The organism is Acinetobacter sp. Q85-2 (genome assembly GCF_013420555.1).
Classification (GTDB): Bacteria; Pseudomonadota; Gammaproteobacteria; order Pseudomonadales; family Moraxellaceae; genus Acinetobacter; species Acinetobacter indicus.
In genome coordinates this window covers 23,132-46,682 of the sequence record NZ_VOXW01000014.1, presented here as the reverse complement: position 1 = coordinate 46,682, position 23,551 = coordinate 23,132, and the positions used below count along the sequence as shown (strand labels likewise).

20 protein-coding genes are annotated in these 23,551 nt (G+C 45.4%); 5 read left to right on the top strand and 15 right to left on the bottom strand.

Going from position 1 to position 23,551, the window contains the following annotated elements; all coding sequences use genetic code 11:
• Window positions 1-183 precede the first annotated feature (183 nt).
• Together FTT68_RS09330 and FTT68_RS09325 are read right to left on the bottom strand one after the other, a co-directional pair.
• A complete protein-coding gene (locus tag FTT68_RS09330) occupies window positions 184-621 on the bottom strand; it encodes a hypothetical protein (protein WP_005178205.1) in 438 nt (145 codons plus the stop codon).
• A gap of 195 nt (window positions 622-816) precedes the next feature.
• A complete protein-coding gene (locus FTT68_RS09325; RefSeq protein ID WP_180057246.1) occupies window positions 817-2,385 on the bottom strand; it encodes a phospholipase D family protein in 1,569 nt (522 codons plus the stop codon).
• A 123-nt stretch (window positions 2,386-2,508) separates the two neighbouring features.
• Here FTT68_RS09325 and FTT68_RS09320 point away from each other — a divergent pair, with 123 nt between their 5' ends.
• Entirely contained in the window at window positions 2,509-3,624 is a 1,116-nt protein-coding gene (locus tag FTT68_RS09320; RefSeq protein WP_016658079.1) for an S-(hydroxymethyl)glutathione dehydrogenase/class III alcohol dehydrogenase, read from the top strand.
• 312 nt (window positions 3,625-3,936) lie between these two features.
• Entirely contained in the window at window positions 3,937-6,045 is a 2,109-nt protein-coding gene (locus FTT68_RS09315; protein ID WP_180057248.1) for a GGDEF domain-containing phosphodiesterase, read from the top strand.
• Window positions 6,046-6,118: 73 nt separating this feature from the next.
• Here the strand turns inward: FTT68_RS09315 and FTT68_RS09310 are convergent, their stop codons facing one another.
• The 3 genes from FTT68_RS09310 to hppD all read right to left on the bottom strand — a co-directional run bounded on the left by FTT68_RS09310 (window position 6,119) and on the right by hppD (window position 9,946).
• Complete coding sequence (locus tag FTT68_RS09310) at window positions 6,119-7,339, bottom strand: amino acid aminotransferase (protein WP_180057250.1); 1,221 nt, start codon at window positions 7,337-7,339, stop codon at window positions 6,119-6,121.
• A 14-nt stretch (window positions 7,340-7,353) separates the two neighbouring features.
• Window positions 7,354-8,736: an amino acid permease gene (locus tag FTT68_RS09305; protein ID WP_005178192.1), complete on the bottom strand. Its 1,383-nt coding sequence runs from the start codon at window positions 8,734-8,736 to the stop codon at window positions 7,354-7,356.
• A 151-nt stretch (window positions 8,737-8,887) separates the two neighbouring features.
• Window positions 8,888-9,946: a 4-hydroxyphenylpyruvate dioxygenase gene (hppD, locus tag FTT68_RS09300; protein WP_016658083.1), complete on the bottom strand. Its 1,059-nt coding sequence runs from the start codon at window positions 9,944-9,946 to the stop codon at window positions 8,888-8,890.
• An 874-nt stretch (window positions 9,947-10,820) separates the two neighbouring features.
• Between hppD and FTT68_RS09295 the strand changes: the two genes are divergently transcribed.
• Window positions 10,821-11,876 (top strand): 3-deoxy-7-phosphoheptulonate synthase, encoded by a 1,056-nt coding sequence (locus FTT68_RS09295; protein ID WP_016658084.1) that lies wholly within the window; start codon window positions 10,821-10,823, stop codon window positions 11,874-11,876.
• A 253-nt stretch (window positions 11,877-12,129) separates the two neighbouring features.
• Window positions 12,130-13,323, top strand: coding sequence for a PilT/PilU family type 4a pilus ATPase (locus FTT68_RS09290; RefSeq protein ID WP_180057278.1), 1,194 nt, complete (start codon window positions 12,130-12,132; stop codon window positions 13,321-13,323).
• Window positions 13,324-13,381: 58 nt separating this feature from the next.
• Here the strand turns inward: FTT68_RS09290 and FTT68_RS09285 are convergent, their stop codons facing one another.
• The 5 genes from FTT68_RS09285 to FTT68_RS09265 all read right to left on the bottom strand — a co-directional run bounded on the left by FTT68_RS09285 (window position 13,382) and on the right by FTT68_RS09265 (window position 18,698).
• Window positions 13,382-14,563, bottom strand: coding sequence for an MFS transporter (locus FTT68_RS09285; protein WP_180057252.1), 1,182 nt, complete (start codon window positions 14,561-14,563; stop codon window positions 13,382-13,384).
• Between the two features lie 255 nt (window positions 14,564-14,818).
• Complete coding sequence (gene gcvH / locus FTT68_RS09280) at window positions 14,819-15,193, bottom strand: glycine cleavage system protein GcvH (RefSeq protein ID WP_005178176.1); 375 nt, start codon at window positions 15,191-15,193, stop codon at window positions 14,819-14,821.
• A gap of 68 nt (window positions 15,194-15,261) precedes the next feature.
• Entirely contained in the window at window positions 15,262-16,290 is a 1,029-nt protein-coding gene (locus FTT68_RS09275) for an AraC family transcriptional regulator (protein WP_005178175.1), read from the bottom strand.
• 103 nt (window positions 16,291-16,393) lie between these two features.
• The gene (locus FTT68_RS09270) at window positions 16,394-16,843 is read right to left on the bottom strand and encodes a MaoC family dehydratase (protein WP_016658087.1); all 450 of its coding nucleotides are present in this window, start codon (window positions 16,841-16,843) and stop codon (window positions 16,394-16,396) included.
• A gap of 1 nt (window position 16,844) precedes the next feature.
• A complete protein-coding gene (locus FTT68_RS09265) occupies window positions 16,845-18,698 on the bottom strand; it encodes an ABC transporter ATP-binding protein (protein ID WP_005178171.1) in 1,854 nt (617 codons plus the stop codon).
• Window positions 18,699-18,727: 29 nt separating this feature from the next.
• Between FTT68_RS09265 and FTT68_RS09260 the strand changes: the two genes are divergently transcribed.
• Window positions 18,728-18,892, top strand: coding sequence for a hypothetical protein (locus FTT68_RS09260; protein ID WP_155757083.1), 165 nt, complete (start codon window positions 18,728-18,730; stop codon window positions 18,890-18,892).
• A gap of 85 nt (window positions 18,893-18,977) precedes the next feature.
• On the opposite strand, the gene FTT68_RS09255 is transcribed toward FTT68_RS09260, so the two are convergent.
• The 5 genes from FTT68_RS09255 to sstT form a co-directional block, all read right to left on the bottom strand.
• Complete coding sequence (locus FTT68_RS09255; protein WP_075166578.1) at window positions 18,978-19,340, bottom strand: NirD/YgiW/YdeI family stress tolerance protein; 363 nt, start codon at window positions 19,338-19,340, stop codon at window positions 18,978-18,980.
• Window positions 19,341-19,544: 204 nt separating this feature from the next.
• A complete protein-coding gene (locus FTT68_RS09250) occupies window positions 19,545-20,783 on the bottom strand; it encodes a mechanosensitive ion channel family protein (protein WP_180057259.1) in 1,239 nt (412 codons plus the stop codon).
• 178 nt (window positions 20,784-20,961) lie between these two features.
• Window positions 20,962-21,495, bottom strand: a complete 534-nt coding sequence (locus FTT68_RS09245) for a DUF2058 domain-containing protein (protein WP_180057261.1) — start codon at window positions 21,493-21,495, stop codon at window positions 20,962-20,964.
• A gap of 15 nt (window positions 21,496-21,510) precedes the next feature.
• Complete coding sequence (locus FTT68_RS09240) at window positions 21,511-22,185, bottom strand: YoaK family protein (RefSeq protein WP_005178167.1); 675 nt, start codon at window positions 22,183-22,185, stop codon at window positions 21,511-21,513.
• Window positions 22,186-22,220: 35 nt separating this feature from the next.
• Window positions 22,221-23,414: a serine/threonine transporter SstT gene (gene sstT, locus FTT68_RS09235; RefSeq protein WP_180048401.1), complete on the bottom strand. Its 1,194-nt coding sequence runs from the start codon at window positions 23,412-23,414 to the stop codon at window positions 22,221-22,223.
• Window positions 23,415-23,551 lie beyond the last annotated feature (137 nt).

Below are 23,551 nucleotides of genomic sequence, written 5' to 3'. Positions count from 1 at the left end.
TTATAGTTAAAACCAGCATAATAAAGACCAGAACTATTGTTATGCGTGAAAGCGCAACTGCATATTCATCATAAATTGGATTTAAAAATAGAACGAGAGGAAATCTGACGAGCACAGCTCAGAAAAGAGCGAAAAACTTCGCTCTTTTTTCATGTTTCAGCAGTAAAAGCAGAATAAAAGGACTTAAGCTCCGTATTCCACATAATCCCATAAATTCAGGCGGGCTTTAATTTCCTTGCGGATTTGCGGCAACATCGGTAATAAAGTGCCATCAATCCATAAGCTGAGGGCTTGGGCTGAGAGCGGTTGCTGTGCATCATCCACCAGTTGTGCACCTTTGACCATCACCAAGGTTTCCTGTTCAGCCGCAGTTTCTACACCCTTAAACAACACCTGCAATTCAAAACCGGTGTCCTGAATCAGCCATTCCAGTTCCAGCTGAATATTCTCATTCGATTGCAACACTACCTGACCTTCAAGCTGCTCCGAGTCGGACAGGCAATCATGTTCGACCCGCACTTTGGCCAGAAACCACTCTTGCTGGCCCAATTCATTCAGGGTTTTAGTCGGGCTGAGAATATCACTTAATTTAAATTGACGGCTTAAATCAAAAAATTGCATGAGGAGAGATCTAAAAAAGAAGAAAAATAAAGCGTGAATTTTAAAGTAATGTAGCAGAAGAGTAAAACCTTCTGGCGATAAATACGAAGTGAGAGATCACACAATCTCTCCGGGTATCGGGTTTGCTGCAAACCCATAGAGCAACTCGTATTCAATTATCTTGGTCAATGTATATTTACTGTAATGTGGATGTCATTACATCATCCACTCGATTGGGACATGGGTCATTAAATTCATCACAAAACGCTGGAAACTGGTGGTTTCCGGATCAACCTTGTGCTGAATCACTGAACCATCTTTTTGATAATCCAGCCAGATAATATGTCCTTTCTCATCCAACCTTAGTTCATAGGCAATTTGCGGCAGGTACTGATTCAATGAATCTGAAATTTCATCCTGAAGCTCATCAGATTCCAAGACCAGCCCAACTTCAGTATTTAAAAAGGCCGAGCGCGGATCAAAATTAAAAGAGCCAATAAACACCTTGCCATCAATATCAAAGAATTTGGCATGCAGGCTGGAAGCACTGCGGCCTTTGGCCGGAATCACGTTACCGGTAATAATTTCATACCAGGTGCGTTCTTCGCGCTGAATATAACGCTTGAATTCATACAGTCGAATACCACTGGCCAACAGCTGCGGCCGGTATTGCTGATAGAAGGCATGCACAATCGGTACATCATTGGCCATATACGAGTTGGTCAAAACCCGGATATCAATGCCTTTTTCTGCCAGACGGCTCATATAATCCGTACCGCGTTGAGTCGGAATAAAATAGGCAGATACTAGTTCCAGATGCTGATCGGGCGTGCCCATAATTTGGATCATCTGATGGTAAATCATCTCTTCATCTTTGGCTTTGCCCTGGATTTTTTCTGGCGGGTCGGCCACAAAATGCGCTTTGGCCCAATGATAGGAACGCTGTTTTAAATACTGCGCCACCTGCTGTTCGGCAAAACTGATCCGGCGTTGCACTTCCTGTTCATCCAGTTGCTGGCTGGCATATTTTTCCCGCAGCAAGGTCAAGCTATTACGATGGTATTTATTGCTGTTCTGGTCCATCAGCTGGACCAGATTAAAACTCAGTTCATGGTTCCAGAAAGCACGGAAATTATCGTTGGCTTTTTTGACCGCATTACCGGCAAAGAGAATATCTACATCGGTAAACTGAAAGTCATCACTGGCATCAAAATATTCCCGGCTGATATTGCGGCCACCGGTCACGGCAATCGCGCCATCGGCAATAATCAGTTTGTTGTGCATGCGGTGATTCACTGCCTGCATCCGGAAGGCATAATCCAGTGCCCGAAAATGACGGAATTTATAAGGATTAAACAGGCGAATTTTAAAGTTCGGATGATGGCTGAGTGCCAGCAAGGTATCGTCCAGTTGGGTGCCATTCTGGTCATCAATCAGTAACCGGACCTGTACCCCGCGGTCGGCGGCTTTGAGTAATTCGGCCAGCACTAAATGACCAATTTCGTCATCGGTCCAGATGTAATATTGCAGGTCTAAATGATGTTTGGCGTTATGAATTAAATGTAAACGTGAAGCAATACTGATAAATCCGTCATACAGCGGTAAATAGGCGGTTTGTCCGCGTTGTAGTTGTGCCTGTGCCTCTGGTCGCGGCATCCAGTGTTCAAAATCTGGTTCAATTGGCGCATCCTGCGCAGCATAGTTCTGTTCAAGCGAATTACAACCGGTACATGCCAGAATCAGACAGCACAACCAGATCATGTTGTAATATTTTAATGGCATCATTTTTATGAAGTAGATTTTTACTGATTCATATAGATTATCATGATGTTATAGGTTGAATCTGTTGATAAAAAGCGGTTACTGTAAGACATCTGTTAAAGACGTATCAAAAGGATGATCAATTTCATGAAATCAAGAGCTGCGGTCGCATTTGGTCCGGGTCAACCCCTTGAAATTGTAGAAATAGACGTGGCTCCGCCAAAAGCTGGAGAAGTCTTGGTTAAAATTAGTCATACCGGTGTATGTCATACGGATGCCTTTACCTTGTCAGGTGATGATCCTGAAGGGGTGTTTCCAGCCGTGTTGGGTCATGAAGGCGCGGGTGTGGTGGTGGAAGTCGGTGAAGGTGTGACCAGCCTTAAACCGGGTGATCATGTGATTCCACTGTATACCGCGGAATGTGGTGAATGTCTGTTCTGTCAATCGGGCAAAACCAACCTGTGCGTGGCGGTGCGTGCTACCCAAGGTAAAGGTTTGATGCCAGATGGTACCACCCGTTTTTCGTATAATGGTCAGCCCATTTATCATTACATGGGCTGTTCAACTTTCAGTGAATATACTGTGGTGGCCGAAGTGTCACTGGCCAAAATTAACCCGGAAGCCAACCATGAACAGGTGTGCTTGTTGGGCTGTGGTGTAACCACCGGTATTGGCGCGGTGCATAACACTGCCAAAGTGCAGGAAGGTGACAGCGTTGCCGTGTTTGGTTTAGGCGGGATTGGTCTGGCCGTGGTGCAAGGTGCGCGTCAGGCCAAAGCCGGCCGTATTATTGCAATTGATACCAACCCGGAAAAATTTGAACTGGCCAAACAGTTTGGTGCGACTGACTGCATTAACCCGAATGATTATGAGCGCCCAATTCAGGAAGTGATTGTTGAAATGACCGGTTGGGGTGTTGATCATTCCTTTGAATGTATCGGCAATGTCAACGTCATGCGTTCCGCGCTGGAATGTGCCCATCGTGGCTGGGGCCAATCGGTGATTATTGGTGTGGCTGGTGCCGGTAAAGAAATCTCGACCCGCCCATTCCAATTGGTGACGGGCCGTAAATGGATGGGCACTGCATTTGGTGGCGTTAAAGGCCGTTCACAATTACCAGGCATGGTCGAGCAGGCCATGAAAGGTGATATTCAGCTGGAGCCTTTTGTTACCCATACCATGCCGTTAGAACAGATTAATGAAGCATTTGACTTAATGCATGAAGGTAAATCAATTCGTAGTGTAATTCATTTCGAGTCGTAATGACCTTATCTAAAAACACCGGGCTTAGACCCGGTGTTTTTTTGTATCTGTACTCACAGAAACCATCACAACTGATATCTTTTTTCTATCAAAACTGCCCAGTCTCGCTACAAAGTAGAACTAGGCTGCATGCTTAAAGTCAGGAATATGCACAGAAAATTGTATATTTTTAAGCTATTTTAATTACAAAAAGAATATACAAAAACTGGGTATTTTTATTTACCGTGGGTTAAAAATAGTTTTTATTGCTCTTATAATACATATCTGTATAGAAGTGTGATCTTATTGGCACTATAACATGGAAAATGCGATATGAGTCATATTAATCTGCTTGAGGTATTAAAAGACAAGTCCAAACAGGTCACGCCTAAACTTGAGAAATCTCCTTTTCAGAAAGACTTTATTCGCGCCATTGAAATGATGCCACAACTGATTTGGGTTAGTTCAGCCGGACATCATCTATATAATTCTAATTTTAAACAGTATCTTGCTTCAGATGAGCAAAGCCTGACTGCTCAAAGCTGGCTGAATGCCATTCACCCGGAAGATGCCGAGCATCTGTGTTTTTTATGGGAAAGTGCGCAAAAAAGTGGTCAGAGTTTTGAAAAAGAATGCCGGATTCGGGATCGCCAGCAGCGCTATCACTGGTTTTTGTTAATTGCCCGAAATTCGCAGCAGCTCGAGGGTTGTGACCAGTGGATGATCAGCTGTACCAATATTCATGACAGTGCGGTGAAATATCGGGAAACCGAAGATACCTTACGTGCCCACACCCATATGCTGGATGTCAGTGTTGACTGTATCAAGATTGTCAAACCGGATGGCTCACTGTCGCATATGAACCGTTCAGGTTGCCAGGCCTTGCTAGGCAAAGAGCGGGAAAAGAACTTCGGCATGAAATGGCTTGACCTGTTACCACCCGAAGCTCGTGAAAAAGGTCAGCAGGCCATTCGTGAGGCGATTAAAGGCAAAAATTCCCATTTCCCGGGTATGAGCATTAATCAGGATGAAGTGAAATACTGGGACAATATGCTGACCCCAGTGCTGAACGAACACGGCGAAACCACCAGTATTTTATGTGTGTCGCGTGATGTGACCTTGCAAAAAATTGCCGAAGATAAATTAAGACTCAGCAGTGAAGTCGATGATCTGACCAAGCTGATTAACCGCCGAACTTTCCGGAAAAAAACCAAACAGGCAATTCAGGTCGCCAAAGAAACCCGCACATTGGTCGGGGTCATGCTGATTGACCTGGATCATTTTAAAAATATTAACGATACCCTGGGCCATCAGGCCGGCGATCATTTATTAAAAGTATTGTCCAAACGCTTTCAAAAATATATTTCAGAACAGGTCAGTATTGCGCGCCTGGGTGGTGATGAGTTTGCCGTGGTGGTGCATTCGGTTGAAAATGAACAGCAGCTGATTGAACTGGCCAAGAAGTTTGCCAAACTGCTGGATGCACCCATTACCTATAGCGGCCGGGTCATTAACTGCGGCATGAGCATTGGCTGTTCGATGTATCCCAAAGATGCCAGAGAAATTCCCGAACTGATGAAATGTGCCGATACCGCGCTGAATGACCTGAAAGCCGGTGGCCGAGGTGGCATCCGCATGTTTGATCATTCTATGCTGGCGGCGGTCCAGAGCAAGGTAGAGCAGTTGCAGACTGCACGCATGATTATTCGTGAACAGCGGATTGTACCGTTTTATCAGCCGAAAGTGTGTATTGAAACCGGTGAGCTGATTGGCTTTGAGGCTTTATTACGCTGGCAGGATGCACAGCAGCGTTACCGTTATCCGAAAGAGCTGCTAGAAGCCTTTAGCGATTATGAGCTGACCACAAAAATCAGCGAATTGATGCAGCAGGCCATTTTTAGTGATTTGCAAAGCTGGATCAAACAGGGCTTACAGACGGTGCCGGTGTCAATTAATGCCTCGCCGGTGGAATTGATGCGCGATAACTACGCAGAAGTGCTGTTAAAACGGATGCAGCATTATCAGATTCCGGCACAATTAATTGAAATTGAAATTACCGAGCAATCACTGGCCGAGCGTGGCTCTGAATGTGTGATTCGTACCATCCATAAACTGAAACAGGCCGGTATTCGCATTTCGCTGGATGATTTTGGCACCGGGCATTCTTCCTTAACCCATTTACGTGATTATCCGGTGGATAGCCTGAAAATTGACTGTGATTTCGTCAACCGCATCAATAGGGATAAATCAATTCAGGCCATTGTCGAAGCGATTATCAAGTTAGGGCCGGTTTTGTCCTTGGATATTATTGCCGAAGGCATTGAAACCAAGGAGCAGTTTGAAACCCTGAAACAGTTTGGCTGCCATTTTGGTCAGGGCTATTTATTTAGCAATGCTGTCAATCAGCTTGAAGCCAAGCAGATGTTAAAAGCCGCTTCATAATCTTCAAATTTCTACGATATAAAAATATAAAAACGGGCACATGGCCCGTTTTTATTTGCGAGGGAACAGAGGTTTAAGCAGTGAGAGCAGTATCACTATGCTGTAATACCTGTGCCATGGCATGTGCCACTGCATCGACATTGTTCTGGTTTAGTCCTGCCACACACATCCGGCCACTACGCACCAGATAAATACCAAACTCCTGCTTGAGCTGATCGACTTGGGCTGCACTCAAGCCAGTATAGCTGAACATGCCGCGCTGCCGGGTCAGATAGTCAAAAGATTGCCCCGGTAAGGCAAGTTCGAGCTGCTGTTTTAAACGCTCACGCATCTGTTGAATGCGCTCACGCATTTCGGTCAGTTCGTCCTGCCAGCTTTGGTACAGCGTCGGCGTGTGTAACACATGCTGAATCAGCATCGCGCCGGTAGTCGGCGGGCTGGAATAAATCCGGCGTACGGTGGCTTTCAGCTGGCCTAACACGCTTTGGGCGGTGGTGGCATCATCACAGACCGCACTTAAGCTGCCAATCCGTTCGCCATATAAAGAGAAAATTTTGGAAAATGAATGGCTGACCAGAAAATTCAGGCCGGCCCTGTCCATCGCCCGGATGGCATAAGCATCTGCGTGAAAATCTTCGGCGAAGCCCTGATAGGCCATATCCAAGAGCGGAATCAGCTGCTTCTGCGCCAGTAGCTCAATCAGCTGATCCCACTGCGCTGGCAACAAGTCGGCACCGGTCGGGTTATGACAGCAGGGATGCAGCAGGACAATACTTTGCGCCGGCAGCTGTTGCAGGCAATCCAGCATGGCAGCAAAGTCCACCTGACCGCTATGCGGATCAAAATACGGATATTCATGGCAACGAATGCCGGCGCCCTGGAAAATCGCAATATGGTTATCCCAAGTCGGGCGGCTGACCCATAATTCAGAGGCCGGGAAATAGCGTTTTAAGAAATCTGCCGCCACTTTTAGCGCGCCCGAACCACCCAGCGTTTGTAAGGTCACTACACGACCGGCCTGACAAGCCGGACTATCTTCGCCAAAAATTAGCGCTTGGACGGCGCTGTTATAAGCCGGTATGCCTTGCATCGGCAGGTACAGTTTGACCTTCTGCTGCTCGGCATTTAGGTCCTGATAAGCCTGCTGGATGGCACGCAACTGCGGAACCTGCTGGGCCTCGTTATAATACAGCCCGATACTGAGATTAACTTTATGCGGACGCGGATCATGCTGGAATTCTTCCATCAGGGACAGAATCGGATCGCCGGCATAGGTATCGACATGTTGAAACATACAATCTTCCTGAATTAATAGCTTTTGGCTTTGATGAGCGCAGGATCGCGCGCCAGTTTTTTCTGTTTAAGGTAATAGGCCAGCGATAACAGGCCAATCCAGACCGGCAGCAGGCCAACCGCAATACGCATTGATGGGGTCTGGCTCATAATCACCAAGATACCGAGCATAAAGGCGATACACAGGTAATTGGTAAACGGATAGGCAATACTTGGGAACAGGGTTTGCTGTTGCTGCGCCAGCATCTGACGTTTAAATTTCAGATGGGTATAGGAAATCACCACCCAGTTAATCACAATGGCTGCCACCACCAGCATCATCAACAGGCTGAATGCCGTTTCGGGGAACAGGTAATTCAGTAGCACACAGAGCAGGGTGAAAAAGGCTGAAACCATCACCGCATTCACCGGAATACCGCGTGAATTGATTTTGCTTAAAAACTTCGGCGCATTGCCTTGTTCCGCAAGACCTAAAAGCATACGGCTGGTACAGTAGTTGGTGCTGTTATAGACCGACACCGCCGCAGTCAAGATCACGAAATTCAATACTGTGGCAACGCCTTGACTGCCTAAGGAGTCAAACATCATCACGAACGGGCTGCCGCCTTGTGCCATCTGGTTCCATGGATATAAGGCCAGAATAATCAGCAGGGTTAAAATGTAGAATAATAAAACCCGGTATACGATCTGATTGACCGCTTTCGGTAAGGTCTTTTTCGGGTTGTCAGTTTCTGCTGCGGCAATACCGACCAGCTCAATACCGCCAAAGGCAAACATGATCATGGCCATTGCCATCACCAGGCCCATCACACCATTGGGGAAAAAGCCGCCAAGTTCCCATAAATTGCTTAAATGCGCCTGCGGACCGCCGTTACCGGACGCCAGCAGATAGCTACCAAACGCAATCATGGCCACAATCGCCAGCACTTTAATAATCGCCAGCCAGAATTCCATTTCGCCAAACAGTTTGACATGCAGCAGGTTAATCACATTAATAAAAATAAAGAAGCCCAGTGCTGAGACCCAGGTCGGAATCTCCGGCCACCAGTAATGGATATACAGGCCAATGGCACTCAGTTCGGCCATACACACCAGCACATTCAGTACCCAGTAATTCCAGCCCGACATAAAGCCGGCAAACTTGCCCCAGTATTTATAGGCAAAATGACTAAAAGAACCACTGACCGGTTCTTCGACAATCATTTCACCCAGTTGACGCATCATTAAAAATGCAATCAGGCCAGCAATGGCATAACCCAGAATGACCGACGGGCCGGCCAGTTTAATGGTCTGGGAGATGCCGAGGAATAATCCGGTGCCAATTGAGCCACCGAGGGCAATGAGCTGGATATGCCGGTTGCTCAAGCCCTTATGTAGTTTGCCATCATGTTGTTGCATCTTTTATCATCCATGTAAAATCGACATCACTGTGTTGTTATTGTTTTGGCGCAGGTGATGTGATTGCTGAAATTTAAACATGCGTCGCCCCTGACACATGCCAAATCGCATGTGCAAGAGCGGCGTTGTCGGGATTTAGAACACCTGAAAATCAGGCAGAGACGTCAAGCACGCCACGTTTAATCTGGTCGCGCTCAATCGATTCGAACAGGGCTTTGAAGTTTCCTTCGCCAAAGCCATCATCTGCTTTACGTTGAATAAATTCGAAGAACACCGGGCCAATCATATTTTCCGAGAAAATCTGTAGCAGCAGGCGCTTTTCACCATCTTTGGTATTGCCATCCAGTAAAATGCCACGCTGTTGCAGCTCTGCAGTCGGTTCGCCATGTTCCGGTAAACGTTCTGCCAGCATTTCATAATAGGTTGCCGGTGGTGGGGTCATAAACTTGGCGCCCAAGGCCTTGAGCTTGTCCCAGGTCGCCAGTAAGTCATCGGTTGAGAAGGCAATATGCTGAATGCCTTCGCCGTTAAATTCCGACAGGAACTCGGCAATTTGTCCGTTACCTTTGTCCGAGTCTTCATTCAGTGGAATACGGATTTTGCCATCTGGTGCAGTCAGCGCTTTTGAGGTCAGGCCGGTGTATTCACCTTTAATATCAAAGTAGCGGATTTCCTGAAAATTAAAGATTTTTTCATAGAAATTGGCCCAGTACTGCATCCGGCCTTTGTAGACATTATGGGTTAAATGGTCAATTTCTTTTAAACCGGTACCCACCGGGCGCGGATCAACACCTTCAAAGAACTCGAAATCCTGCTGATAGATATCGCAGTCGACCAGAAAGATTGGTGAGCCACCAATGCCTTTAATCGCTGGAATATTCAGTTCCATAGGACCAATCACGTTTTTGATTGGTTCGGCACCGAGTTCGAGCGCTTTCTGATAGGCACGGGTTGCATTTTTGGTCTTAAAGCCCATGGCACAGGCCGATGGACCATGTTCATTAAAGAAATACGATGCATAGGATTCTGGCTGATAGTTCAGAATGATATTGATGTCGCCCTGACGCCATAAGTAGACATTTTTGGATTTGTGCTTAGCCACTTGGGTAAAACCGAGCGTTTGAAAAACTGAATCCAGAGCGCCATTTTCCGAGACAAACTCAATAAATTCAAATCCGCATAGCTCTAAAGGGTTAGCTAAGTTGTGCATGTTCCATCCTCATGTATGGTGAGCAATCCAATTGCTTCACTTGTTGTTTTTGCAGGAATTTCCTGAAATCAGGGAGTTCCAGATGAAAATATCTTAGCAAGAGTTAATCTTTGTTCAATGCGTAATATGATTACGCATTTCGTAACTTATAGCTCAAATCAGGCTTAATGATAAATTAAAGTAATGATATTTATAAAATATTGTTTTGTGTTTTATTGGTGAATAGGAAGAAATATAATTGTAACTTTTTGTAAAAAATGGTGGGTGGGCTATGATTTTTAATGAATTAGTTAATAATTTTAAAAGGTTTTTAATGGTGGTGTTTTGACTGTAAATATCCAATAGAAGGTAATTTTAATGCGGATAATTTTTTATCCAAAAGTAATTTGAGTCTTTCGACGTGATTTAACCCGGAAGATAGGAGATCAATTGGAGGAAAGCTGTGTTTTGCTAAATGTGAAAGGAAATCCGGAAGAATGCTAAAAAACATCCAGAAAACTATTGTCAAAGCTGGAAATAGCGCGTATTTTATTTTTCAGACACATACTTTTTTGAAGAAATAAAGATGTTAAAGCAACCTGTAATCTCAAACGCATACTATTACTTCTGGCAGTTTAGATAATTGCCTGAACGCGTTCGGGCAAAATAAGGTTGCCCACCAGTTGATACCTGATCGGCAACCCTGATCAGGTTTTTTTATATCTTGAATTTAATCAATCTTTTGGAGATTCTCATGCGTACATTTAACTATTCATACTTTAGCAACTTTTATTGGTTTTACTTTAGTCAAGCTATGACCAACCTGACCTGTATTAGACCCATATCGCTCAAATAAAAGTTCGGACTGTCAAACCACAGTCCAAAGGAAGAATCAATGAACGCTTTAAATACTGCATTACAACAATCTTCAGCCAAAGAAACAATTTTAAGCTTACCTTATCAGCTCAAGGCACAATTGCCGCTTTCTGGCGCGCTGGCACAGCAAATTGCCGAGCAGCGTCAAACCATTCAGAATATTCTTAACGGTATCGATTCACGTTTGCTGGTGATTACCGGCCCATGCTCCATCCATGATCCTGCGGCAGCACTGGAATACGCACAAAAATTACAACAACTGCAAAGCCAGGTGGCAGACCAGATTTTCCTGGTAATGCGCGCCTATATCGAAAAACCGCGCACCACGGTTGGCTGGAAAGGCTTCTTATACGATCCAGAATTAAACGGTTCATCCAATATGCAATTGGGACTGGAAAAGTCACGTGAACTGTACTTGCAAATTATTGAAATGGGGCTGCCTATTGCCTCGGAAATTCTAAGCCCGATGGCAACGGCCTACTTTGACGATTTACTGGCCTGGGGTGCGATTGGCGCGCGTACCAGTGAATCTCAGATTCACCGTGAAATTTCTAGCCACATGCCGTACAGCATTGGCTTCAAAAATGGTACCGATGGTTCGGTACAAATTGCTTTAGACGCAATTCAATCGGCTTCACATCCGCATCAGTTCTTAGGCATGAGCCAGCAAGGTTTACCGTGTATTTTAGAATCACAGGGCAACCCGAAAGCACATCTGATTTTACGTGGCGCCAATGCTGGCCCGAACTACCAGCTGGCTGAAATTGAAAAAATCAAAGCCAAAGTCAAAGGCGAGATGCCAGCGCTGGTGATTGATTGCAGTCATGGCAACAGCAGTAAAAATCCGTTATTACAACCAGAGGTGTTAAAAACCATTGTGGCAGAGCGTGCACAGACTCAGGTTCGCGGTGTCATGCTGGAAAGTCATCTGGTCGATGGACAACAGAAAATCTCGGATCAGATGACCTATGGCCAGTCCGTGACCGATGGCTGTTTAGGCTGGAACAAGACTGAACAGTTATTGTTTCAGGTCGCACAAGAACTGGTCTTACGACCGTTAAAACGTAGTGCTTAAACTGCAATTGTATTGAATGAATAGCCCCTGAACCTCAGGGGCTTATTTTTTATCAGCACCTTAAAATTAAAATAGAAAAGTTTGATGAAATTGGCAGATTATCTTGAATTTTTTGAATAAGTTGAAATTTTTATTGATTGTGAAATCAGGATGATTGATGCAATATCGACAACATGCTCAGCGCTGCCAATCGGTTGAATACCGGCGCGTTGGGGCCAAAAATGATGACAGAACAGATAGTGAATAATTGATGATGTACAGTGCAGAATTACTCGAAGATGCGCGTAAGTTTATGTTTCATATGCTCAGCAAAGTGGTTGAGTTTGGGGGATCAGATTTATTTATTACCGCGGATTTTCCACCGAGCATTAAACATCAGGGCATGATGAAAGCGCTGGGACAACAGGCGCTGACTGCAGAAAAAACCAAGCTGTTTGCCTACAGCCTCATGAATGAAAAACAGCGTAGCGAGTTTGAAACTGATCTGGAATGCAACTTTGCCATTAGTGTGCCGGAGGTATCGCGTTTTCGGGTCAATGTGTTTCAACAGCAGCTGCATGTCGGGATGGTGATTCGAACCATTAGCGCGGAAATTCTAAACTTTAGCCAGCTGAAACTGCCGGAATCGCTGAAGCATATTATTATGGAAAAGCGTGGTCTAGTGCTGGTGGTGGGGGGAACCGGTTCAGGTAAATCGACCTCTTTGGCGGCGATGATTGATCATCGTAATGAAAATTCAGCCGGGCATATTATTACCGTGGAAGACCCGGTGGAATATGTGCACAAGCATAAGAAGTCAATGATTACCCATCGCGAAGTCGGGGTCGACAGCCATTCCTGGCACAATGCGCTGAAAAATACCTTGCGTCAGGCACCGGATGTAATTTTAATTGGCGAGATTCGTGATACCGAAACCATGGAACACGCGATTGCCTTTGCCGAAACCGGGCATTTATGTTTGGGCACCTTGCATGCCAATAACGCCAACCAGACGCTGGACAGGATTATCAACTTTTTCCCGGAAGAACGCCGTAACCAGCTGCTGATGGATCTGTCATCCAATATGAAGGCCATTATTTCCCAGCGTCTGGTGCGTACCGAAGATGGTAAAGGGCGCCGTGCGGCAGTCGAGATTATGCTGAATACGCCGCTGATTTCTGAACTGATTTTAAAAGGCCAGTTCCATGAGTTAAAGTCGATTATGGGCAAATCGCGTGAACTGGGCATGCAGACGTTTGATCAGGCTTTATTTGATCTGTATAACGAAGGTGCAATTTCCTATGAAGAAGCAATTCGTAATGCCGACTCGATGAATGAATTGCGCTTACAGATCAAGCTGAAAAGTAACCGGCCAAGCGAAGCTTCGGCAGCTATGAGCTTTAGCATGCTGGAAGAACCAAAACCGGAAGATGAAGATACGGAATCTGCTCCTCAACAGAGTGCTTAAGCTGCAATTTATCTAGTATCGCTTTAAAAAAACGCCCAAATTGGGCGTTTTTTTTAATTTAGGCCGTGGCTGGGTGATTAACCACAAACTTATAAAAGACCAGACTCGACAACACCACCCCGGCACAGACCAGATAGGTGATGCTATAGCCTTGCCAGCTAATCAGTAAGCCGACCAGTAGCGAACCGAGGGCAATCCCAATATCGTAGCAGGTGAAGAAAGTTGAGGTGGCATGGCCAATCCGCGATTTAGGCGCGCGCTGAATCGCCAAGGTTTGTAAACATGGTTGCAAGGTGCCGAATCCCATCCCAATAAAGATCGCAGAGACCATAAAACTGACCACACCCTGCATCTGGCTGAGCAATGCCAGACCTGCGGCAAACATTAAGATTGAAGGATAAATCACATAGCGCGGACCATAACGGTCATAAATTTTCCCGGTAATCGGGCGCAGGCTCATCATGGAAATGGCGAACACAATAAAGAACATACTGGCATAACTGAGCAGGTCTTTTTCTTCGGCATAGGTGGAAATAAAAGACATGATGCTGGCATAGGAAAAGGCCACCAGCATCGCCATCACTGAAACTGTTAAAGCCTTTTTCTCCATAAAGTCATGCAGCGATAGCTTACGGCGAACAGTTGCAGCAGTATCGGTTTTTTCTGGCTCACGCAGCGGAATCATAAAACAGAAGGCAAAGCCCAGGCTGATAATCACCGCCAATACAGTCGCAATAATGCTATAGGACCAAGTCTGGATTAAGGAAATGCCCAGCAAAGGTCCGAGGACAATCCCTAAATTCAACGACATAACAAAATAACCCATGCCTTCACCTTTACGCTGCTCCGGAATAAAGTCATTGGCAATTGGTACGGTAACGGTGGTTAAAATACTGAACCAGATACCATGAATAAAACGGATGATCAGCAGCAGGGTCAGGTTGTCAGCAAAAATATAGGCAAAAGACAGCAGGCAGAACATGCTTTCGGACAGGAATAAGGTCTTTTTACGGCCCAGCTTTTCAATAATCAACCCGCTAAATGGCCGAACCAGAATAGAAGATACCATAAACAGGGTCATGGCCAGACCGGCCTGTGCCAGTGAACCGTTCAGCTCATTCAGGATATAAATTGGCAAAATGGTGGTCTGGGCAAAATAGAAAATAAACAGAAACAGGTTATTGGAAAAACACAGAAGAAAAGGTTTGTTCCATAAAGGCTGTGACGCGGTATTTGACATATTAAACCTTTGTGCTGGGATCAATAGGGCATTTGTTGTTGTGCTGATCTGCCGCTATTGGTACATGGGAGAGACAAGGCCTATCTTAAATTATTTTATGGTAAAAATATAGTATTGCTATAATTTATGTAAATTTTAATGTTATTTAATAAATTTAATTAATAAAATTATCTTATTGTGATAATTATATTTATTTAATAGGGTTTTGAGCTAAAAAAATCAGCCCGTAGGCTGATCTTCTTGTAAGATTATTTTTTATAAGCCGGCTTCATATTCGCTGCTTGAAAGCAGTTTTTCGACATCGGCCAGGTTGTCTGGCTTGATTTTATAAATCCAGCCTTTGCCATACGGCTCATCATTCACAAAATCCGGGTCATCTTCCAGCGCAGGGTTAATTTCAACCACTGTGCCGGATACTGGTGCGTGAATATCAGACGCAGTTTTCACAGATTCCACCACGCCGGCCTGTTCACCCGCGGTCACTTGCTGGCCCACTTCAGGTGCTTCGACATAGACCAGATCGCCCAGTGCATCTTGAGCATGATCAGAAATACCTGTAACAACAAGATCACCTTCAATGCGTACCCATTCGTGTGTACGTGCATATTTCAGTTCTGAAGGGTGATTCATGATGACTCCTTAACTATTTAAATCATTTTTGGCATGTTTATACATGCTTTTGCAGAAAAACAAAAGTTTTATAAATACGGATCTTTACGCCAGTTGCTTGGACTGCGGCCACTCCAGCGCTTAAAGGCGCGGCTAAAATTGGCGACATCGCTATAACCCAGTTCATCGGCAATCTGTTCCAGGGTGTAATCGGTACGTGACAGCAGCGAGGTGGCATGCCGGTAACGGACTTCATCAACCAGGGTAGAAAAAGAGGTGCCTTCGGCTGCCAGCTGGCGTTTCAGGGTGCGATCTGACATATGCAGCTGGTCGGCGACATGCTCGATACTTAAATAATGCTGTTCGGAATTGGTCAGAATATCGCGCACGCGCATTGACAGGCGGCGCCGTTCACCCAAGGCAGAAAGTTCGGCTTCGCACTGGTTAATGGCAATCTGGCTGGCAATAGGATCGGCATGAATCATTTTCAGCCCCAAATACTGCTTGTCAAAACTCAAGATCAGATAGGGCTGGTCAAAACGGAAACTGTGATTCGGGAATTTGGCTGCATATTTTTCAAAGCCCAGCGGTTCCGGAAAATCAAAATCGACTTCACCAGAAAGATGCTCCATGCCGGTAATGGCTTTGGCCATGGTGATCATGCCAATAATCAGTGCAATCGCAATTTCGGTTCTGAGCGGTTCCAGATCAATTTCACCTTGCAGCTGCAGGGTGGCTTTTTCACCAAAGGTAGAGAAAAACAGCTGTAAAAAGGGCATCCGCAGCTGAATAAAGCGGTTGGCCAGCATTAAAGCATCACTAATATCATTGGCAGTCATAATCGCATAGCCGATAAAGCCATGAATCGAGATGCGCATTTGCGTGCCTAAATGATAGCCCAGCGTCGATTCACCGGTGAGATACAGCGCATGTTTGACCATGTCATTGGCCATGCTGGTCGGAATCCGAAAGTCAGGATCGGCCAGTTGTTCAGTGGTCAGATGGAAGGGAGCAAAAAAGGTTTCAGCGTTATATCCCCAACGGGAAACAACATCCAGAATAAGTAAGCCATAAACACCAGGAACACCCTGATCCTGACGCGGTAAAAGTGTTTTCATGCACGGTCCATTGCACTAATGAGTATTATTTTTTAAATTTGCTTGCCTATATTGGCATGAAAAAAACCGGAAAACTAGAAAAATTGTTTGACAAAATGACTGCTTAGGCCACCTGTGCATCCCGCCGGAACACCACAATTTTGGTGGTCGAAATCAGTAAAACTTCACCATGCTGGTTTAAGGCCTGTGTCACATAACTGACCAGACCACGGTCCAGCTTGGTTTTTGATGGACTGATGGCGGTAATTTCAACATCAACATGAATCAGGTCACCCGGACGGGTCGGACGCGGCCAGCGCAGACTGGATTCTGAACCAATCAGGCCATGTGCCACCGGAAAACATTCGGTCCATAAACGCATGGTTACCGCGGCAGTATGCCAGCCACTGGCGGCAATGCCTTGAAATACCGGATGCTGCGCGGCTTGCTGCACATCGGTATGGAAAATTTGTGGGTCATACAGGTGGGCAAACTGCTGAATTTCTTCTAAAGTCATTTCGTAGTCACGACTGACAAAGTGATCACCCACCTTCAAATCTTCCAGATACAACATATCAGGTTCCTTGTTTTTGCTTTAATTGTTGTTGCTCAATCAGAAAGCCACCAGTTTGGCGTTGCCACAGCTGAGCGTAAATTCCGTTCAGTGCCACCAGTTCATCATGCGTGCCTTGTTCGGCAATCTGACCCTGATCCAGCACAATCAGGCGATCCATCTGCGCAATGGTCGATAAACGGTGAGCAATCGCAATAACGGTTTTACCTTGCATCAGTTCATCCAGACTGGACTGAATTGCGGCTTCAACTTCAGAATCCAGCGCACTGGTGGCTTCATCCAGAATTAAAATGGGCGCATCTTTTAAGAATACCCGGGCAATCGCAATCCGCTGACGTTGTCCGCCCGACAGTTTCACGCCGCGTTCACCCACATAGGCTTCATAACCGCGTTTGCCACGTAAATCGGTCAGCTGCGGAATAAATTCTTCAGCCTTGGCTTTGGCCACTGCAGCATACATCTCTTCATCGCTGGCATCAGGGCGGCCATATTTAATATTTTCAGCCACGGTACGATGCAGCAGCGACGTGTCCTGTGTTACCAGCGCGATATTCTTACGCAGGCTGTCCTGGGTGACATCGACAATATCCTGACCATCAATCAGAATCCGGCCCTGATTAATCTGATAAAAATGCAGTAACAGCTGGATGAGGGTCGATTTCCCGGCACCGGAACGTCCGACAATCCCGATTTTTTCACCCGGACGGATGGTCAGGTTAAACTGCTCAATTACGTTTTTGTCATTATAGGCAAAGCTGACATTTTCAAATTTGATTTCACCTTGCGCGACATTCAAGGTTTTGGCATCCGGTTTATCTTCAATTGTGATCGGGCGGCCGAGGGTTTTCATCCCGTCTTGAATGGTACCGACATTTTCAAACAGCGCCGAGGTTTGCCACATCATAAATTCAGCAATGCTGTTCAGCTTGAGAATCATGGCGGTGGTGGCGGCAATAATGCCGAGTTCTGCCTGGCCATTCATCCATAACCACAGCGCCGTACCCAGCACACCGACATACAGCACAACCGTCAGCAGGTTAATGCTGATTTCATACTGTGCGCCCAAACGCATCTGCTTATAGACCGTGACCATAAATTCCTGCATGGATTCTTTGGCATACTGGCTTTCGCGGCCGGCATGGGCAAACAGTTTCACGGTCTGGATGTTGGTATAGGCATCGGTCACGCGGCCGGTCATGACGGCGCGGGCATCAGCCTGGCTATTGGAGATTCTGCTTAAACGTGGAATAAAATAACTGGCTGCGGCAATAAACAGGCCCAGCCATACCAGCAACGGGATAATCAGCATAGGTGAAATGGCGCCTAACACCACGCTGATGGTAATAAAGTAAATCACCACATAGGCCAGCATATCGCCCAGAATAATCCAGAATTCTCGTACCGCCAGCGCTGTTTGCATGACTTTGGCCGATAGCCGCCCGGCAAAATCATTATGGAAAAAATCCAGACTTTGACGCAGCAGTAAGTTGTGAAAACGCCAGCGCAGGCGCATCGGGAAATTACTATATAAAATCTGATGTTTGATAATGGATTGCAAACTAGCAAAGAAAATATTGGCCAGCAGGATAAAAGTCAGAATAGTCAGATTGGTTTGATGTTCGGCCAGAAAGGTATCTGGCTGACTTTGACTGAGCCAGTTCACCAGCTCGCCAATTTTGGCATAGAGCAGGGCTTCAAAACTTGCCGCACCTGCGGTACACAGCACCAATAGCAATAAGTACGGACGAACACCGCGCGCGGCCTGCCAGACAAAAGGAAAAAAACGGGTAGGTAGTGGTTTATTTAAACCTTTGGTGGGGTATGGATTAACCAGGCTCTCGAACCACTTAAACATACACAATGTCCTTTTGAGCAAGCAGATTGATGATCATCATTGGTATCGGCCATGCGGCTTGTACAGACGAAGAGCATGTTCTATTCAATGCGCTACTGATCACGATTACCGCTTGCGAGATAAACAACAGATTTATTGCCAAGAATACCCAGTTTAAAAGAAAAGTAAAACTTTTCAGGGCGGTGCTGCTTTAAAATCAGGCAGATAAATAAGGCTTTGCAGTTGAAAGAAACCTCATATTTTTTTGCGAGCTTCGATCAGAAAATATCTGCCTGAAACTTACAGAATTTCAATCTCGACTACATCAATATCGGTTGGTTTATAACGGTGTGTATCCACTTCACCGACCACCCGGACTTTTTTACCCGGATTCAGCAATTGCGCCGGTGTCGCCAGATCATGATCAATTTCGACATGGATGATGCCGGTCTGATCCTGAAGCTGGTACATTTCATCTTTAATATGTTTATGAATAGTGCCATACACCGTAACTGGTGTTTCATCTGCGGCTTTCAGTGCCTGCGCAGTGGTCATAATATTTTTTGCTGCTTGCGCAATAATTTTCTGGTCATCATCCGCAAAGGCAGGAGCTGAAAGTGCAAGCAGAACACTGGCGAAGATTAACGGCATTTTAATTTTCATGCAGGATGTACCTCTTTCTTTTATAAGCTTAATTTCAGTATACGTAAAAACAGCGTGCTGCAATGCTGTGTCATTGTAAACATCAGCGGGCAGTGTTTAGGTAAGAAAGAACAGGGAAATGAGTCTGATACATTCGAAAGGGAAGATGAAAAAGAAAACCCACCAAGCGGTGGGTTCTCATGTGTTTAGTTTCAGTCTAAAAACTTAAGATGCTTTAAACGACTCTTTAAAATCGGTTCCAGATGGCGCCTGATACACCTGTAAACCAAACTCCGGAATAATTGCCAGTAAATGATCCATAATATCTGACTGGATATTTTCATACTCTTTCCAGACCGTGGTATTGGTAAAAGCATAAATCTCCAGTGGTAAGCCTTCGCTGGTCGGTTGTAGCTGACGTACCATCAGGGACTGGTTTTTGCTAATGCCCGGATGCTGCTGAAGATAAAACTCAACATAGGCACGGAATGTCCCCAGATTGGTCAGACGACGATGATTGTACTGAGCATGGTTGTTTAGCTGCTGGTTAAACTTCTCCAGTTCTTCCGCTTTGGTATTTAAATACTGATCCAGCAAAATAAACTCTTTCAGCTTGGCCTGTTCCTCAGCGCTCATGAAATGCACGCTGCTCTGATCAATATGAATCGAACGTTTAATCCGGCGTGCACCGGCTTCCTGCATACCGCGCCAGTTTTTAAAGGTGTCAGTAATTAATTTGTTGGTCGGAATGGTGGTAATGGTCTTGTCAAAGTTCTGTACTGTGACGGTATGTAATGACATATCAATGACATCACCATCGGCATTTAAAGATGGCATTTCAATCCAGTCCCCTAAACGCACCATGTCATAAGAGGCAATCTGTACCGAAGCCACCAGCGATAAAATCGTATTCTGGAACACCAGCATCAGCACCGCAGCCATGGCACCAAAACCGGCCAGCAAGGTGAATACATCTTTTTTCAGGAAAGTGCCCAGAATCATCAGACCGCAGACAATAAAGATAATCAGCTTGACCAGCTGCAAATAGCCCTTAATCGGTTTATTGCGTGACTTGGGATTGCGCTGGTAAATCAGGTTAAAGATATTCAGCAATTCGCCAATGGCCAGGGCAATGGTCAGGAAGATAAAAGCCTGCGCACCCATCTGTACAAAGGTGATGGCTTTATCGGAAAAATGTGGAACGGTGGTAATCCCGTTCATGATTACAATCGCCGGCACAATATTGGCAATACGGCGGATGACGCTGTGTTCGGCAATAATTTCGTTGTGGGCAAAAGAAAGTTTGGAAATAAGCTTGCGAATGCCGCGTACCACCACCTGCTTGGCAATAAAATTGGCAATAATCGCCAATAAAATCACAATACTGAGAGATGACAGCATTTCTAGCCATGGGTATTGATCTATCCAGTCTTGCAGATTCTGGATGACGTCAAACTGTTCCAAGTGATCCTCGCTTAATTCATTTTAAAAATGTGATAGAGTTTAAAGGTTTATGTTTAAATTTATAACCTCTAATAAAATTTTTATACATATCCTGTGCATCTGCTTACGTTTAATCGGCTCTGAATCACATGAAACGGCCCATAAAAAAACCGGCCCAAGCCGGTTTTCTTTGTAGTGCTTACCACATCAGGTCATCAGGAATGACATAAGCAGCATACGGATCCTCTTCATCGGTGGTATCCGCGTTGCTTTGTGAATTATTCACCAGAATAAAGCCTTCCATTTTCTGGTTAATACGCTCTGCCAACGCTTTTGGCAAGAAGGCATAACCGTCATTTTCCTTGGCAATCACCAGACTGCCGGCCACCAGTGCATTATAAATCTGCTGGTTGATGTAGACTTTTTTAATGGTGCCATCAATAAACTGATACACGCTGTCGCCATCGGTGTCGCGGATTTTATGCTGGTTGATCATTTGCATGATGGCGGCTTTTAGCTCTTTTTCCTGCAAGGCGGCTTTTTTCTCTTGTTCCAGCGCCTGATCACGGGCCATTTTCTGCTGTTTGTCCTGCTCGATTTTGGCTTTGACTTCAGCATCTTTACTCACACCTGTGCGCTGCTCATGTACTACCTGTTTAGACAGTTTTTTAGCCTTTTTATTATCGACTAAACCTGCTTTGAGTAACTGTGCCTGTAATGCATTTTTGACCATGAGAAAATGTCCGAACTATTTCTGAAAATGTCGATAACGAAAATAAATCACCCAGTACACCAGACTTAAGCTAAAGCTTAAAGCCACCGGCACCAGGAAAGAGTTTAATTGTAATAAAGGATAAACCGCTGTCGCAACCAGACCGCCAATAAAGAAGCCAATTAAAATCAGCAGGTGCAAAATCACCCGGCGTTTGCCAACATGCAGGCCACGCACGCGATAGCCCAAGGCCAGACCCAAATCGGTCAATACCCCGGATAAATGCGTGGTCCGGATGATGGTGCCTTTGTAATAGCTGATCATGGCGTTTTGAACGCCCATCGCTACACAGGCCCAGAGCAATGCATAACGCGGGAAATACGGCAGTAAAATCCAGCACAGCAGAATAAAAATAGCCACTAAACTCAGCGGCAGCCCATAACGGCGTCCGAGGAGAAAGTGGCTATTTCCCAAGATAAGTCCACTATAAAATGAACCAATCACATAACAGACAACGACCAGAAACAGATAAATTACCTGTGACCATTGCCAGTCCAAAAGTGCCATTGCCAGCATGCTGACATTACCGGTCATGTGGGAAACGGACTGGTGCAACACAGTCACCAGTCCTAGAACATTAATGATTCCGGCATTAACAGAAAGAAAAAATGCACCCAGCTGAACCCAGAGCGGTAATTTTTGAAATGGCATAATTCATTGATTAATCAACAGACGTAGTGCATATATTAACGCAAACTACGATCAACTGCGGCAGTAAATAATACATCGGTAGATGAGTTCAGTGCAGTTTCAGTTGAATCCTGCAACACGCTAATCACCATACCAATGGCCACCACTTGCATGGCGATGTCCGATGAAATTCCGAACAGGCCACATGCCACCGGAATCAGCAGCAATGAACCACCGGCCACACCTGATGCACCACAAGCCGAAACTGTTGCGACCACGGATAAAATCAGCATGGTGCTAAAGTCAACCTGAATGCCTAAAGTATTTACCGCCGCCAGTGACAGCACAGTAATGGTTACAGAAGCACCAGCCATGTTAATCGCAGCACCCAATGGAATGGCGACACTGGCAGTCGATTCCTGTACCCCTAAACGTTTGGCCAAATCCAGGTTCACCGGAATGTTAGCGGCAGAGCTGCGGGTAAAGAAGGCGGTAATACCACTTTCACGTAAACATTTGAATACCAGTGGATACGGATTTGAACGGGTGACAAAGCCCACCATCATCGGGTTAATCACCAGCGCCACAAAAATCATGGTACCAATCAGCACAGTTAATAATTGCGCATAGCTAACCAAGGTACTCATACCAGATTCGGCAAAAGTCACCGCCACCAGACCAAAAATACCAAACGGCGCAAAGTTAATGACCAGACGGATTACTTTATTCACAGCATCTGCAGCATCGGTCAGGAAGGCTTTGGTATTGTCTGTTGCATGACGGAAGGCCACACCTAAAGCCACAGCCCAGGCCAGAATACCAATAAAGTTGGCTTCACTAATTGCTGTTACCGGGTTAGCCACAAAACTTAAGAGCAGATTCTTTAAAATCTCAGCCAGACTGCCCGGTGGTTGCATGTCGGTATTGGCCGGAATATCCAGGAACAGCGTGCTTGGGAACAGGCTGCTGGCAATTACTGCAGCCAGGGCAGCCAGGAACATACCTGCGGCATACATCAGCATAATCGGGCGGATATGCGCACTATGGCCAACTTTGAAATTGGCAATAGAGGATAACACCAGGACAAACACCAGAATCGGTGCCACGGATTTAAGCGCTTTAATGAATAAATCGCCGAGCAGGCTTAAGTAGGGCGCAAATTGTGGAAAAGCCACCGCAACTATCACACCTAAAATGATAGCGATCAGAATTCGAGTGACTAAGCTCAAGCGCAGATATGCTGAGAACATAGGAAGGCCTTGTCTGAATTACGGACAATATAGGGAAAAATTAGCGATGTATTTTATACCGAAAATTTAAATAGCTTACAAAAAAAATTCATATAAAAATCAAATGGCTGTTTTTAAATAGAATATTCGAAAAATTA

Bases quoted from the DNA above. Each gene is read 5' to 3' on its own strand.
- FTT68_RS09330 (WP_005178205.1), bottom strand. From the start codon at position 621: ATGCAATTTTTTGATTTAAGCCGTCAATTTAAATTAAGTGATATTCTC.
- FTT68_RS09325 (WP_180057246.1), bottom strand. From the start codon at position 2,385: ATGATGCCATTAAAATATTACAACATGATCTGGTTGTGCTGTCTGATT.
- FTT68_RS09320 (WP_016658079.1), top strand. From the start codon at position 2,509: ATGAAATCAAGAGCTGCGGTCGCATTTGGTCCGGGTCAACCCCTTGAA.
- FTT68_RS09315 (WP_180057248.1), top strand. From the start codon at position 3,937: ATGAGTCATATTAATCTGCTTGAGGTATTAAAAGACAAGTCCAAACAG.
- FTT68_RS09310 (WP_180057250.1), bottom strand. From the start codon at position 7,339: ATGTTTCAACATGTCGATACCTATGCCGGCGATCCGATTCTGTCCCTG.
- FTT68_RS09305 (WP_005178192.1), bottom strand. From the start codon at position 8,736: ATGCAACAACATGATGGCAAACTACATAAGGGCTTGAGCAACCGGCAT.
- hppD (WP_016658083.1), bottom strand. From the start codon at position 9,946: ATGCACAACTTAGCTAACCCTTTAGAGCTATGCGGATTTGAATTTATT.
- FTT68_RS09295 (WP_016658084.1), top strand. From the start codon at position 10,821: ATGAACGCTTTAAATACTGCATTACAACAATCTTCAGCCAAAGAAACA.
- FTT68_RS09290 (WP_180057278.1), top strand. From the start codon at position 12,130: ATGTACAGTGCAGAATTACTCGAAGATGCGCGTAAGTTTATGTTTCAT.
- FTT68_RS09285 (WP_180057252.1), bottom strand. From the start codon at position 14,563: ATGTCAAATACCGCGTCACAGCCTTTATGGAACAAACCTTTTCTTCTG.
- gcvH (WP_005178176.1), bottom strand. From the start codon at position 15,193: ATGAATCACCCTTCAGAACTGAAATATGCACGTACACACGAATGGGTA.
- FTT68_RS09275 (WP_005178175.1), bottom strand. From the start codon at position 16,290: ATGAAAACACTTTTACCGCGTCAGGATCAGGGTGTTCCTGGTGTTTAT.
- FTT68_RS09270 (WP_016658087.1), bottom strand. From the start codon at position 16,843: ATGTTGTATCTGGAAGATTTGAAGGTGGGTGATCACTTTGTCAGTCGT.
- FTT68_RS09265 (WP_005178171.1), bottom strand. From the start codon at position 18,698: ATGTTTAAGTGGTTCGAGAGCCTGGTTAATCCATACCCCACCAAAGGT.
- FTT68_RS09260 (WP_155757083.1), top strand. From the start codon at position 18,728: ATGATCATCATTGGTATCGGCCATGCGGCTTGTACAGACGAAGAGCAT.
- FTT68_RS09255 (WP_075166578.1), bottom strand. From the start codon at position 19,340: ATGAAAATTAAAATGCCGTTAATCTTCGCCAGTGTTCTGCTTGCACTT.
- FTT68_RS09245 (WP_180057261.1), bottom strand. From the start codon at position 21,495: ATGGTCAAAAATGCATTACAGGCACAGTTACTCAAAGCAGGTTTAGTC.
- FTT68_RS09240 (WP_005178167.1), bottom strand. From the start codon at position 22,185: ATGCCATTTCAAAAATTACCGCTCTGGGTTCAGCTGGGTGCATTTTTT.
- sstT (WP_180048401.1), bottom strand. From the start codon at position 23,414: ATGTTCTCAGCATATCTGCGCTTGAGCTTAGTCACTCGAATTCTGATC.